The organism is Streptomyces sp. 1331.2 (assembly GCF_900199205.1).
GTDB lineage: Bacteria > Actinomycetota > Actinomycetes > Streptomycetales > Streptomycetaceae > Kitasatospora.
Map to the genome: position 1 here is coordinate 7,165,379 of NZ_OBMJ01000001.1, position 12,807 is coordinate 7,178,185.

13 protein-coding genes are annotated in these 12,807 nt (G+C 73.1%); 5 read left to right on the forward strand and 8 right to left on the reverse strand.

Translation table 11 applies throughout. The features are described from left to right. The first annotated feature begins 65 nt into the window (after positions 1 to 65). A complete protein-coding gene (locus CRP52_RS38600) occupies positions 66 to 212 on the forward strand; it encodes a hypothetical protein (RefSeq protein ID WP_179852975.1) in 147 nt (48 codons plus the stop codon). Positions 213 to 288: 76 nt separating this feature from the next. Here the strand turns inward: CRP52_RS38600 and CRP52_RS31105 are convergent, their stop codons facing one another. Next, on the reverse strand, positions 289 to 465 hold the full coding sequence (locus tag CRP52_RS31105) for an antitoxin (RefSeq protein WP_097239430.1): 177 nt from the start codon (positions 463 to 465) through the stop codon (positions 289 to 291). Positions 466 to 730: 265 nt separating this feature from the next. On the opposite strand from CRP52_RS31105, the gene CRP52_RS31110 reads away from it, so the two are divergent. Next, a complete protein-coding gene (locus CRP52_RS31110) occupies positions 731 to 2,242 on the forward strand; it encodes a M28 family metallopeptidase (protein ID WP_373560578.1) in 1,512 nt (503 codons plus the stop codon). Positions 2,243 to 2,531: 289 nt separating this feature from the next. Beyond that, positions 2,532 to 3,938, forward strand: coding sequence for a dihydrolipoyl dehydrogenase (lpdA, locus tag CRP52_RS31115; protein ID WP_097239432.1), 1,407 nt, complete (start codon positions 2,532 to 2,534; stop codon positions 3,936 to 3,938). 119 nt (positions 3,939 to 4,057) lie between these two features. Here lpdA and CRP52_RS31120 read toward each other — a convergent pair whose 3' ends face one another. The 4 genes from CRP52_RS31120 to CRP52_RS31135 all read right to left on the reverse strand — a co-directional run bounded on the left by CRP52_RS31120 (position 4,058) and on the right by CRP52_RS31135 (position 7,993). Continuing rightward, positions 4,058 to 4,393, reverse strand: coding sequence for a GNAT family N-acetyltransferase (locus CRP52_RS31120; RefSeq protein WP_257032942.1), 336 nt, complete (start codon positions 4,391 to 4,393; stop codon positions 4,058 to 4,060). 81 nt (positions 4,394 to 4,474) lie between these two features. Further along, a complete protein-coding gene (locus tag CRP52_RS31125) occupies positions 4,475 to 5,563 on the reverse strand; it encodes an AI-2E family transporter (RefSeq protein WP_257032943.1) in 1,089 nt (362 codons plus the stop codon). A gap of 157 nt (positions 5,564 to 5,720) precedes the next feature. Further along, positions 5,721 to 5,945, reverse strand: coding sequence for a hypothetical protein (locus tag CRP52_RS31130; protein WP_097239435.1), 225 nt, complete (start codon positions 5,943 to 5,945; stop codon positions 5,721 to 5,723). Between the two features lie 224 nt (positions 5,946 to 6,169). Further along, on the reverse strand, positions 6,170 to 7,993 hold the full coding sequence (locus tag CRP52_RS31135; protein WP_179852977.1) for a phospholipase C: 1,824 nt from the start codon (positions 7,991 to 7,993) through the stop codon (positions 6,170 to 6,172). A gap of 493 nt (positions 7,994 to 8,486) precedes the next feature. Here CRP52_RS31135 and CRP52_RS31140 point away from each other — a divergent pair, with 493 nt between their 5' ends. Then, the gene (locus tag CRP52_RS31140) at positions 8,487 to 9,944 is read left to right on the forward strand and encodes a threonine/serine ThrE exporter family protein (RefSeq protein WP_257032944.1); all 1,458 of its coding nucleotides are present in this window, start codon (positions 8,487 to 8,489) and stop codon (positions 9,942 to 9,944) included. An 11-nt stretch (positions 9,945 to 9,955) separates the two neighbouring features. Here the strand turns inward: CRP52_RS31140 and CRP52_RS31145 are convergent, their stop codons facing one another. After that, entirely contained in the window at positions 9,956 to 10,297 is a 342-nt protein-coding gene (locus tag CRP52_RS31145; protein ID WP_097239438.1) for a hypothetical protein, read from the reverse strand. A gap of 220 nt (positions 10,298 to 10,517) precedes the next feature. Between CRP52_RS31145 and CRP52_RS31150 the strand changes: the two genes are divergently transcribed. Continuing rightward, positions 10,518 to 11,159 (forward strand): L-threonylcarbamoyladenylate synthase, encoded by a 642-nt coding sequence (locus CRP52_RS31150; protein WP_097239439.1) that lies wholly within the window; start codon positions 10,518 to 10,520, stop codon positions 11,157 to 11,159. A gap of 108 nt (positions 11,160 to 11,267) precedes the next feature. Here CRP52_RS31150 and CRP52_RS31155 read toward each other — a convergent pair whose 3' ends face one another. Continuing rightward, on the reverse strand, positions 11,268 to 11,771 hold the full coding sequence (locus CRP52_RS31155) for a GNAT family N-acetyltransferase (protein WP_097239440.1): 504 nt from the start codon (positions 11,769 to 11,771) through the stop codon (positions 11,268 to 11,270). Next, the gene (locus CRP52_RS37810) at positions 11,768 to 12,709 is read right to left on the reverse strand and encodes a hypothetical protein (RefSeq protein WP_143685868.1); all 942 of its coding nucleotides are present in this window, start codon (positions 12,707 to 12,709) and stop codon (positions 11,768 to 11,770) included. Before CRP52_RS37810 ends, CRP52_RS31155 begins: the two co-directional genes overlap by 4 nt. Positions 12,710 to 12,807: the final 98 nt, after the last annotated feature.

Genomic DNA, 12,807 nt, shown 5'->3' on the forward strand with positions numbered 1-12,807 from the left:
TCTACCAGTCGGTCGTAGACAGTGTCTACTCGCTTCCTCCGCGGGCGCCCGGGCAGAATCGGGGCATGGACGAAGGCGGCGAGTCGGCCTGTTGGCTGGACCGGGTGTGCCCGGAGTGCGGGCGGCTGCGCGAGTGGCCCGGGCCGGGGGAATGCGAGAACTGCGGCGCCGGCGAGGACACGGCCCCCGAGCGCACGGTGCCGGAAAGCTGAACCCCGGCCCGGCCGAACGGCCGGACCGGGGCAGCGGGCAGGGGAGCGGGTCGGGTCGCGGCCCGACGGCGGTCGGCTACTGCGGCGGCTCGTCGCGGAACTGGTTCTTCAGCTGTTCCTGAGTCGCGTCCACCTGGCCGCTGTACTTGCTCTGGGTGCGTTCGTCGACGGCGTCTCCCGCCTTGTCGACGGCCTTGTCGGCCTGCTCCTCATGGCCCTTCAGCAGGCTCTTGAGCTTATCCATCATGGACATGTGGTCACACTCCCGGATGAGACGGCCCCACCCCTCCAATATCACCGCGCATCCCCCGACGCGCATCCCGCAGGGCGTGCGGCGGGCTTGGCAACGCGATTCCGGTCCTGTCAAATCGGGAGTTCACGGCCCGTCGGAAGGAGTCGCCTTGAAGTTGCGCAGCCGTCGCTCGACCTCCCCGCTCGACCGCCCCACCCCGCTCGACCGCCCCACCCCCGGACCGCGCCCGCGCACCGCCGTCACCCGGCGCACCGCGGGCGCCGCACTGACCGTGGCCGCGCTGGTCGCACCGTTACTGCTGGCCGGTGCGGGGAGCGCCGCCGCCGACCCGGATCCGGCACGCAAGGCGGCCCGGTTGGCCGCCCGGTTGGTCGAGGCCAGCGACGCCGAGACCGCCCACGACACCCTGGCCGCGCTGCAGCGGATCGCCGACCGCAACGGCGGTACCCGGGTGGCCGGTTCGAAGGGGCACGACCAGTCCGCGCAGTACGTCTACGAGCAGGCCCGGCGGGCCGGACTCAAGGTCTCCAAGCAGGAGTTCGAGTACACCTTCTTCGAAGCCCGTGCGCAGCGCCTCGACGTGCTGTCCCCGAAGGCCGAGTCGGTGCCGGTGATCGCCATGACCTACTCGGTGGGCGGCCCGGACGCGGGCCTCACCGCCGAGTTGGCCGTCGTCCCGGTCGGCGCCACCACCGGCTGCGCAGCCACCGACTACCCGGCGGGCGCGTTCGCCGGCAGGATCGCGCTGATCCGGCGCGGCGGGTGCAGCTTCGCCCAGAAGCAGGCCGCCGCCGCGGCGGCGGGCGCGACCGGCGCGCTCATCTACAACAACGCCGACGGCGACCTCAACGGCACCCTCGGGGACCCGACGGCCGGGAAGGTCCCGACCGGCGGGATCACCAAGGCCGCGGGCGAGGCACTGGCCGCCGAGGCCGCCACCGGGCCCGTCCGGGTGACCCTCGACATCCGCACCTTCATGGAGCCGCGCAAGACCTGGAACGTCATCGCGGAGACCCGCGGCGGCGACCCGGACAACACCGTGATGGTCGGCGCGCACCTGGACTCCGTCCCGGCCGGCCCCGGCATCAACGACAACGGCTCCGGCTCGGCCGGCATCCTTGAGGTCGCGCAGAACCTCGGCGTCCACCCGGTGAAGAACAAGGTCAGATTCGCCTGGTGGTCCGCCGAGGAGTTCGGCCTCAAGGGCTCCGAGGCGTACGTGAACTCACTCTCCGAAGCGGATCGGAAGAAGATCCGGCTCTACCTCAACTTCGACATGATCGCATCCCCCAACTACGCGCAGTTCGTCTACAACGGCTCCGGCAGCGCCGGCGGCGGTGCCGGCCCCGCGGGCTCGGCACAGATCGAGCGGGACATCACCGGCTACCTGGACGGCCTCGGCCTGCCGCACGACCCGACCGCCTTCGACGGCCGCTCCGACTACGGTCCGTTCATCGACGCGGGCATCCCGGCGGGCGGCACCGACACCGGCGCCGAGAAGATCAAGTCCCCCGAGCAGGCGGACCGTTACGGCGGCACGCCGGGCAGCGCCTATGACTCCTGCTACCACAAGGCCTGCGACGACCTGGCCAACATCGACATGGATGCCTTCGACGTCAACATCGACGTGATCGCCCACGCCGTCGGCACGTACGCCTGGGACCTCTCCTCGCTGCAGCAGCCCGTACCGGCCCAGCGCCCGGCCGCTCCGGCACCGGCCGCTCAGGCACCGACCGGGACCGGGGTGAGCGGCCACGCCCACGGGGTGACGGCCTGACGCCCGGGTGGGCCCGCTGCCGTCCTCGGGCGGCGGGCCCACCCGCCCGCCGTACACGCACTGCCTGCCGCCGTACGTGGTGCAGCCATCCGCTCCTCCCTCCCCTCCGTCATCGCCCCTGGTGGGCGCCGGTGCGGTCACCGTAGCGGAGACCACTGACAATCCGGCCCCGGGGCCTGTACGGTCGCGCGGAGCGCTTCCGCCGAGACCCGGTGGGTGCGCCGAGCGCGGTCCTGCCACCATGGGACCGAGATCACGAGACCGTGACACCCTCGGAGGAGTCAGCAACATGAGCACGCACTACGACGTCGTCGTCCTCGGCGCGGGCCCCGGCGGCTACACCGCCGCCGTCCGCTCGGCACAGCTGGGCCTGAAGGTCGCCGTCATCGAGGCCAAGTACTGGGGTGGCGTCTGCCTCAACGTCGGCTGCATCCCCTCCAAGGCCCTGCTGCGCAACGCCGAGCTGGCCCACATCTTCACCAAGGAGGCCAAGACCTTCGGCATCAAGGTCGAGGGCCAGGTGACCTTCGACTTCGGCGAGGCGTTCCGCCGTAGCCGCTCGGTGGCCGACGGCCGGGTCAAGGGCGTCCACTACCTGATGAAGAAGAACGGCATCACCGAGTACGACGGCTGGGGCACCTTCGTCGACGACCACACCCTCCAGGTCGCGCTCAGCGGTGGCGGCTTCGACGTGGTCACCTTCGACCACTGCATCATCGCGGCCGGCGCCACCACCCGCCTGCTGCCCGGCACCAGCCTGAGCGACCGCGTGGTCACCTACGAGGAGCAGATCCTCACGGAGCAGCTGCCGGAGAGCATCATCATCGCGGGCGCCGGTGCGATCGGCGTCGAGTTCGCGTACGTGCTGCACAACTACGGCGTGAAGGTCACCATCGTCGAGTTCCTGGACCGCGTGGTGCCGCTGGAGGACGTCGAGGTCTCCACCGAACTCGCCAAGCAGTACCGCAAGCTGGGCATCGAGGTGCTGACCTCCACCCGGGTCGAGTCGATCGACGACAGCGACCCGAACGCCAAGGTCCGCGTCACCGTCACCAAGGACGGCGAGCAGAAGGTGCTGGAGGCCGACAAGGTGCTCCAGGCGATCGGCTTCGCGCCGCGCGTCAACGGCTACGGCCTGGAGAACACCGGGGTCAAGCTGACCGACCGCAACGCCATCGCGGTGGACGGCCGCGGCCGCACCAGCGTCGACCACATCTTCGCGATCGGCGACGTGACGGCCAAGCTGATGCTCGCGCACGCCGCCGAGACGATGGCCGTGATCGCCGCCGAGACCATCGGTGGGGCGGAGACCATGGAGGTCGACTTCGCCATGATCCCGCGCGCCACCTACTGCCAGCCGCAGATCGCCTCCTTCGGCTACACCGAGGCGCAGGCCCGCGAGCTGGGCTACGACGTCAAGGTCGCCAAGTTCCCGTTCACCGCCAACGGCAAGGCGCACGGCCTCGGCCACCCGATCGGCTTCGTCAAGGTCATCAGCGACAACAAGTACGGCGAGCTGCTCGGCGCCCACCTGATCGGCCCCGAGGTCACCGAGCTGCTGCCGGAGCTGACGCTGGCCCAGCAGTGGGACCTGACCGTCCACGAGGTCGCCCGCAACGTGCACGCCCACCCGACCCTGGGCGAGGCCGTCAAGGAGGCCATCCACGGCCTCGCCGGGCACATGATCAACATGTGACGCACCGGAACCGGAACCGGGCCTGACACCGGTACCGTTACCGCACCCGGCGCCCGGACGGGCCGGGCCGTGCCCCGTCGAGCAGTCGCTCGGCGGGGCACGGCCGGACAGGCCCTGGGTCAGGACAGCTGGGTGCGCAGCCAGGCCTCGACCTCGGAGGTCACCGGGTCGGTGAGGTCGCCGAACTCCTCGTGCTTGAGGAGGAACTTGGCGACGTACGGGCAGACCGGCACGATCCGCTTCCCGGCGGCGCGCACGTCGGTGAGCGCCTCCTGGACGAGGACGGAGGCGAGGCCCCGGCCGGCGAAGGCCTCGTCGATCTCGGTGTGGTAGAAGACGCGCTGCTCCTCGTGGTCCCGGTACTCGGTGAAGCCGGCGAGCTCGCCGTCCACGAGGATCTCGTACCGGTTCCGGTCGTCGGCGCGCTCGACGACGGTGCTGGCGGAAGTGGTCACGGTGGGGGGCCCTTCGGTCGTCCGGGGTGTCGTGTCTCCGACGTCGGTCATCGGCATCCTGCCAGGCCGCTCCGGCCCTGGTCACCCCCGGTCCTGGTCACCCCCCTGGCGCTGGTCACCCCGCCCCCGGTCCTGGTCACCGCCGTCGTCCTGGTCGCGGAGCTCGCCGAGCACCGCCCAGGCGACGGAGACCACCGGCACGGCCACCACCGCGCCCAGGATGCCCGCCAGCACGGCACCGCCGGCCACCGACAGGGCGATGACCACCGGGTGGATCCGCACGGACCAGCCGAGCACCAGTGGGTGCAGCAGGTGGCCCTCGATCTGGCCGATGATCACGATCAGGGCGAGCACCAGCAGCGCGGTCACCGGCCCGCGGGCGGCCAGGGCGACCACGGACGCGACGGCCAGGGCGATCGGCGAGCCGATCAGCGGGATGAGCGCCGCCACGAACTCCAGCACCATCAGCGGCAGGACCAGCGGCACCCGCAGGACGGCCAGCGCGATGCCGACCAGCGCGGCGTTGCTGGCCGCCACGATCAGCACGCCGCGGGTGTAGCCGGCGAAGGTCCGCCAGGCCGCGCGGCCGGTGCGGTCCCAGACGGTACGGCTGTCGCCCGGGAGCTGCCGTTGGGCCCAGGTCCACATCCGGTCGCCGGAGTGCAGGAAGAACACCGAGCAGAACACGGCGAGCGCCAGCCCGGTGACCAGTTCGACGACCCGGCCGGCGCCGCTGAGCGCGGTGCTGACCAGGGTCGAGCGGTGGGAGGAGATGAAGGCGCCGATCTTGGCCCGCAGGTCGGTGACGGTGCCCGGGCGCAGGTGGAAGGGGGCGCCGGTGAGCCAGTGGTCGATCCGGCCGAGGCCGCCGCGCAGCTCGTCGCTCAGCCGGCCCCACTCCGCGGCGACGGTCGTGCCGACCAGCGTCAGCACCCCGGCGACGACCGCGACGGAGCAGAGCAGGGCCAGCGCGACGGCGAGCGAGCGGGGCGTGAGCCGGGCGCAGAGGTCGACCAGCGGGCGCAGCACCGAGGTGATCACCAGCGCCACGAACAGCGCGACGACCGGCACTTCGAGCCGGGCGAGCACGTCGACGACCAGGTAGGCGCCGAGGCCGAGCAGCCCCAGCCGCCAGGTGTAGCCGGCCGCCGTCCGCAGCCCGGAGGGCACCCGTTCGGCGGACGGCGCCCGCCGCCCCCGGGCCGGCCCGGGGCCGGTTCGCCCCGGTGCCGCCCGGGGACGGCGGCTGCCGAGCGGTACGGCCCGCCGGGGAGGTCGTGCCGGAGACCGCGTCGGAGGTCGGGCCGGAGGTCGTTCCGGACCGCCGCTAGCCGGCACTGGCCGCCAGGGCCTCGCGCACGGTGACCAGGCAGGGGTCGCAGTACCGGTCCGGCCCTGCGGGGTCGGCGCCGTCCCCCGCCGGGATGACCCGCTGGGACGGTTCGAGGAACCGTCCGCACAGCGATGACGTCGAGTCGTCCTTCGCCACCACGTGCCACACGACGGCGGGCGGGGACACCGCCGGGTCGTGCTCGGCCCACATCTCGTACACGGCGCTACCTCCGGATCGCTGGGGCTCGGTCAGTCCATGCAACCGCGGCGGCTCCCGGTCGGCCACCGGGCCGGGCCCGGTGGGATGGTTGTGGCCGGCTGCCCTCACCGCTGGACCCCGGCGAACGACCCCCGACAGGCGAGCACCGCCGGGCCCGGGGGAGGGCCCGGCGGTGCCGGTGGCGTCAGGTGTGTCGGTGCGTCGGGTGCGCGCCGGGCGGGCTGTCAGGCGCGGCGGCCGCGCCTGCGGCGGGCGAGGAACACCGCGCCCCCGCCGACCGCCAGCAGCCCCACGGCCGCGGCCGCGATCGGCAGGGTGCCGGAGTCCGCGCCGGTCACGGCCAGGGCCGGGCCGGTCGCGCTGCTGCTGGGCGCCGCGACGGCGCTGCCGGAGCCGTCGGCCGGGCCGGCCGGACCGGCGGAGGAGCCGCCGGAGGAGGTGGCGGGACCGGTCGGGGTGGCCGCGCCGGCCGGCTGGCCGGTGGTCGGGTCGAGTACGAGGGTCGCCGGCTGCGGGTTCTTGAAGTCGAACATGCCCTCGATGGAGCCGGCGTGCTCGTCGAAGGAGGCGTCGCCGATCCGGCCGGTCTTCCAGTTGTCCTCGACGAAGCGCAGCAGCGAGGTCTGGTCGGTCTGGGCGTGGTCCACGAAGTTGGCCTTCGCGTACGGCGAGAGGACCATCAGCGGCAGTCGCGGGCCGTAGCCGCAGCGGTCGGCGTAGCCGCCCCAGCCGGCGTCCTTGCCGCACTGGCCGGCGCCGTCGAGGCTGTCGTTGGCGGCGTCGCGGGAGCCGTTGACGGGCTCGGCGAACTTGTGGTCGTACCAGCCGTCGGAGTCGTCGTAGGCGATGACGACGGCGGTGGAGGCCCAGTCCTTGGACTTCTGCAGCTTGTTCACGGTGTCCACGACGAAGTGCTGCTCGTCCAGCGGGTCGGAGTACCCCGCGTGGCCGTCCTGGTAGTTGGCGGCCTTGAGGTAGCTGACGGCGGGGAGGTTGCCGTGCTGCAGGGCGGTGTCGAAGTCGGTCAGGTCGTACTGGTGGTTGGCCTGGCCGGCGTGGCCGATCTCGTCCGCGTCCTTGGGAGCCAGGTGCTTCGGGTTGGCCGTGGACTTGTAGTACTGGAAGGGCTCGTGGTGCGGGTTGTAGTCGGTCTGCTGGGCGCCGACGATGTTGGCGTGGGCGGCCCCGCAGACGGCCTTGCCGTCCTTGTCGCCGGTCGGCTTGAAGCCGCCCTGGAACCAGCCCCAGCTGACGCCCTTGTCGTTGAGCAGGTCGCCGACGTTGCGACCGGTCATCACCAGCTGGTTGTGCTGGGGGTTGGAGCAGTCGTCGTAGCCCGGGTCGGGGTCGTTGATGACGGTGCCGACGCCGTTGGCGTCCGGGGAGGACACCACGTAGGCGTCGGTGGTCTTCTGGCCGGTCTTCGGGTCGACCGGGTAGCCGCCGTGGGTCTGGCCGGTGACCAGGTTGAGCGCGCCCGGGGTGGAGGGGCCGTAGTTGGTGCCGAAGAAGTTGTCGCTCATCGCGAAGCGCTGGGCGTAGTTCCAGTAGGCGGTGACGGTGTTGCCGTCGTAGTAGTCCATCACCAGCCCGGGCTGGGTGAACATCGGCGCCTTGCAGTTCTCGACGTCCGTGTGCTCGACGAACTTGTCCATCTTGCCGCCGTCGAAGGCGAGTTGTTCGTCCTTGTAGGTGTGGTCCTGGTCGCAGGTGACGGCCTGGGCGGGGCTCAGCCGCTTCGGGTTGGTCCCGTTCGGGTTGTGGTGGAGCAGGTCGTCGGAGAGGCCGTCGACCTTCGGAGTGCCCGGCTTGGCGGTGAACTTCACCTTGTCGTCGGCGGTGTTGGCCGCGTTCGGGTAGGTGCCGAAGTAGTGGTCGAAGGAGACGTTCTCCTGGAATATCACCACCAGGTGCTTGATCGGGGTGGCGGTCTGCGGGCCGTCGGCGGCGAGGGCCGCGGGCGCGCCGGCGAAGGCGGTCAGCGAGACCGCGCCGGCCAGGGCGGCGCCGTGGCGCAGCCACCGGGTGCGGGCGGGTACTGCGTGCATGGGGTGTACCTCGAACATCGGGTCAGGTGTGTCGGAATCAGGTGCCCCACCTGGTGGATCTCCGGCGGCGGGGCGGCATGAAGCTAGACAAGCGAGGTGAACGCTATTTGCATGTACACGTGAACACAAGGTAAATCGAGGCGGTCCGAGGCGGAGCCCTGCGGCTTCCGAACGGTTCGAGTGCGTCGGACGGCCGACGGCCCGTCAGCCGAGGAGGGCGGCCTCGATTCCGGCCGGCCCGGCCGCCGGGCCGAGCTCGAAACCCTCGTCGCAGTCCCGCAGCCTGTCGGCCCGGGAATGGGGCGTGTACGGCCTGTCGCACTCCGTTTCGGGAGGGTGAGCGGGGGTGTCGGGCGTTCACGGAACCATCACTCCGGGTAGTTGATCAGCGGCAGAGGGTGGAAGGGGGTGGGGTCAGGGAGTCGCGATGTCGGAACAGGATGAGCTCGGCGCGCCTGCCGGTCCGCAAGACCGTCCGAGGCGGTCCGAGCGCGTGCCGCAGCAGGCCCCGGCACCCGAGGTCCCCACCGACGGCGACCGGCCGGGGCCCGCCGACGGCGACGCCGAGGCCCCCTGGCCCGACCGGATGCTGCCGCTGCTGCGCACCCCCACCGCCGACCGCCGGCTGGCGCCGGCCCCCTCCGGCGCGGAGCCGCCCGGAACCGCCGAGCCGGCCCGGGTCCTGGAACTCGCGCTGCTGGTGGGCGAACTGCTGCTGGCCAGCGGCGAGGCCGCGGAGGACGTCGAGGCGGCCATGCTCGCCGTCGCCCGGGCCTACCGGGTCCATCCCTGCGACCCGCAGGTCACCTTCACCCGGGTGTCGATCTCCTATCAGCCGGGCTCCTCCGGGCCGCCGCTGACGGCCGAGTGCTCGGTCCGCCGCCCGGCCGGGGACTACGCGCGGCTGGCCGCGGTCTTCCGGCTGGTCACCGAGATCACGGCGGGCGGGATCGCCGTCCGCGACGCCCACGACCGCCTGGTGGCCGTGCACCGGCGCGACCGCCGCTACTCCGTCCGGGTCCTCCTGCTCTGCTGCGGCCTGCTGGCCGGGGCCGCGACGCTGCTGGTCGGCGGCCGCACCGACGCCCGGGCCTGGCTGGTGTTCGCCAGCGCCGTCGTCGCGGCCCTGGCGGGCGACCGGCTCTCGGCGCTGGTGGCGCGCCACGACCTCCCGCCCTTCTACCAGTTCGTGGTGGCCGCGGCCCCGGCCGCCGTGATCGGCATCCTGCTCTCCTTCAACGGCCTGCACCTGCGCGGATCGGTGGTGATCACCGGCGGGCTGTTCGCCCTGCTGCCGGGCTGGCCGATGGTCGCGGCGGCCCAGGACGGCCTGGCCGGCTTCTACCTCACCGCCGCCGCGCGCCTGCTCGAAGCGTTTTACCTGATGGCCGGCGTGGTGATCGGGGTGATGACGGTGCTCTACGTCGGCGTCAACAACGGCGCGGACCTGGCCGCCCAGGACGTCCCGGCGGCAGCGGTGAACCCGCCGCTGCAGCTCGCCGCGGCGGTGCTGCTCACCCTCGCGTTCGCGGTGCTGCTGAACACCGAGCCGGGCACGCTGCCCGCGGTCATGCTGAACAGCGCGGCCGGCTGGACGACGTACGGGGTGCTGGCCAACGCCGGCGTCGAGCCGATCCTGGCCACCGGCCTCGCCGCCGGGCTGGTCGGCCTGTCCGGCCAGCTGATGGCCCGGTGCCGGGGAAGCTCCGCGCTGCCGCACGTCACGGCGGCGCTGGGGCCGCTGCTGCCCGGATCGGTGCTGTACTTCGGGATGCTCGCCTTCGTCCGGGGCCAGCCCGAGACGGGGCTGAGCGGCATCGGGCGCGCCGCGGCGATGGCGATGGCCCTGGCCATCGGCGTGAACCTGGGCCGCGAGCTGGCCCGGCTCTTCCTCCCCGCGTCGCGTCCGGCGCCGCCGCCCCGTCGCCAGGGCGGCCGTCACCGGCGGTGAGGGCGGCCTCGTCAGGGGCAGTCCTCGTGCAGCCCGCAGAGCCAGGCCAGCGCCTGGTGGGCCCCGAGGACGTACATGTGGTCGGCCTCCTGCGCCAGCGCGCGGCGCAGGCCCACCGCGGCGGCCTGGCACTCGGCCAGCAGCTGCGCGCGGCACGGACCGTTCGCGCCGACCGCGGCGACGGCGGTGACGGGCGCGGCGACCTGAGCGCCGGCCGCCCACCGGTAGGCCCCCAGTACGCCGTGCTCGAAGCCCGTCCACGGCCGGGGCCGTCGGTTGGCGGTGTCGATCGCAGCGAACACCTCGTCCAGCGGGCGCACTCCCACGGCCGGGATCGTCTCGTCACTGGTCATGTCCGCAACCTACGTCCGCCCGCCGCCGTCCGCTCCCGGCGCGGGCACGCTGGGTGACGACCGCTCCCGTTCCACCCGACCGGCGGAGGAGGGCCGCCCGGTGAGGGCCCGGCGGGGGAGCGGCGCCCGGCCCGGTAGTCTGACCAGGTCGTGCCCGGTCGGTGAGGTGGCCGGGCCGGATGAACGGTGCGGGCCGATCGCCCGCTGGTGGAGATCCCTGATGACTCGTCGTTTTGACTGCTCGGACCCGTCCGAGCGCGCAGCCGGGCTGCGCGAGGCCGTGGCGGCGGTGCGCCGCGGCGAACTCGTCGTGCTGCCCACGGACACGGTGTACGGAGTGGGTGCGGACGCCTTCTCCCCGGAGGCGGTCGCCCGCCTGCTGGCGGCCAAGGGGCGGGGCCGGAACATGCCCTCGCCGGTGCTGGTCGGCTCCCCGGATGCCCTCGACGGCCTGGTCGAGGTGACGGCGCGGGCGCGCGAACTCGTCGCCGCGTTCTGGCCGGGCGGACTGACCCTGGTCGCCCGTCACCTGGCCTCGGTCGAGCTGGACCTCGGAGAGACCCGCGGGACGGTCGCCGTGCGGATGCCCGCGCACTCCGTCGCCATCGAACTGCTGGACGCCACCGGGCCGTTGGCCGTCTCCAGCGCCAACCTGACCGGCCACGACTCCCCGCAGGACTGCGACGCCGCCCAGGGCATGCTGGGCGATTCGGTGGCCGTCTACCTCGACGGCGGCCCCACGGCGGCCGCCGTGCCCTCCTCGATCGTGGACATCACCGGCGAGGTGCCCGTCCTGCTGCGGGCCGGCGCGATCGGCGCCGACCGCCTGCGCGAGGTCGTCCCGGACCTGCAGGAGCGCTGACGGATCAGGACCCGCACAGCCGGTCGAGCGTCGGGACGTCCGTGTTCGCCTGGCCGGCCGCATCCCGGGCCGGCCAGGCGCGTTCAGGCCTCCAGGGCCTGTCCGGGCCTACGCACCGGCGGCCGCGGGCCGGGCCAGCCACTCCTGCCAGGAGACCTCGCTGCCGATCAGGCAGGGCCGCCGGAAGGGCCACTCCTCGGCGATCCAGGTGGGGACGAGCGAGTCCAGGGCCCGCTCCAACTCGGTGCCGACCCGGTCGTCCACCACCCACCAGGAGATCTCGGCGTCCGAACCGGCCTTCTGCGGCGGGTCGATGTAGACGCAGCCGAGCAGGGCCGTCTCCGCCGCGTCGAACAGCGCGTAGTTGAACGACACGTGAGCGGCGATCTCCCGCTCGTGCCGGACCAGGTCGTCCAGGTCCTGCTGGTACGTCATGGTGGCGGCGGGCCAGCCCCAGGCCTCGCCGTAGATGGCCCAGAGCCGTTCCCGGGAGCCCATCACCGCCGGGTAGTCGAGCTCGGTGTCGGCCCCGGAGATCGGACGCAGGTGGTAGCCGCCGCCCGGCAGCGGGACGTGGACGGGATGGACGAAATCCGCAGGCAGCCAAGTCATGGGCGGGAGAGTAACCGAGGGCGGCTCCGACCTGCAGGGATTAATGCTGCGGGGATCAATCCTGCAGCGCCCGGCCGTCCTCGCCCGCGGTCTTGTCGAGCGACAGGCGCGGCCGCTCGGCCGTCTCCACGGCCTCCGGCGCTTGCGGGCCGCTCTGCTCGATGCGGCCCAGCAACCGGGCGACGGAGTCGGTGCGTTCGCGCAGCGTGGCGACGTGCCCGGCCCGGCCCGGTTCGGTGGCGGGCTCGGCGGGCAGCACGGGGATGCCGCGCTTGCGGGCGGTGGCGACCAGGCTTTCGCCGGCCTGGGGGGGTGACGACCAGTACGGCGGCGGCGAACACGCCCGCGTCCAGGGTCCGCGGGCGCCCGAGCAGACCGCGGTGGACGATCCGCGCCGGGACGGTCAGCTCGTCCAGGCGCTGGTCGACCGAGCCGCGTTCGAGGGCGGCGAGGACGACGGTGGCCAGTGCCTCGCCGGCCTTGGTGACGACCCACTTGCGGCCGGGCACCGGCGGCAGGAACTCGCGGACCCGGTCCACCTCCTGCTCCAGGGCGGTCGTGGTGAGCACCTCGAAGGCGTTGCGGGTGCGGATCTCCACGACCTTGTCCCAGGCGATCTCCTCGCCGTCGAAACCGACCTCCGTCGGCCCCAGGTGGACGGCGCCGAGGCCGTCGAGGAGGCCGAGCAGCTTGTGCACCACAGTCGGCGTCCGCGGGTGGCGGCCGATCAGGGTGCCCACCGACAGCTTCCACGGCTCGGTGGCGGGAACGGACGGCGGCGGGACGGAGCCGAGGGCCGTGAGCGCCCAGCGCCCGCCCGCCGCCGCCCGACCGCCCCGCAGCACGGCCTGCCGCCCGGCCTCGCCCAACTCGGCCGCGGCCCCCGCCGCCGCTCCGACCAACCGCCCCAGACCGCCCACCAGCTCGCCCCCGCGCACGTGTTTCGTTCCTCTCCACACACCGTCGTTCCGAAGGTCGCCATGGTACGGGCCGTGCGCTCCGCGCCTCCTCCGGCCGTCGCCGGTGACGTTTGTCA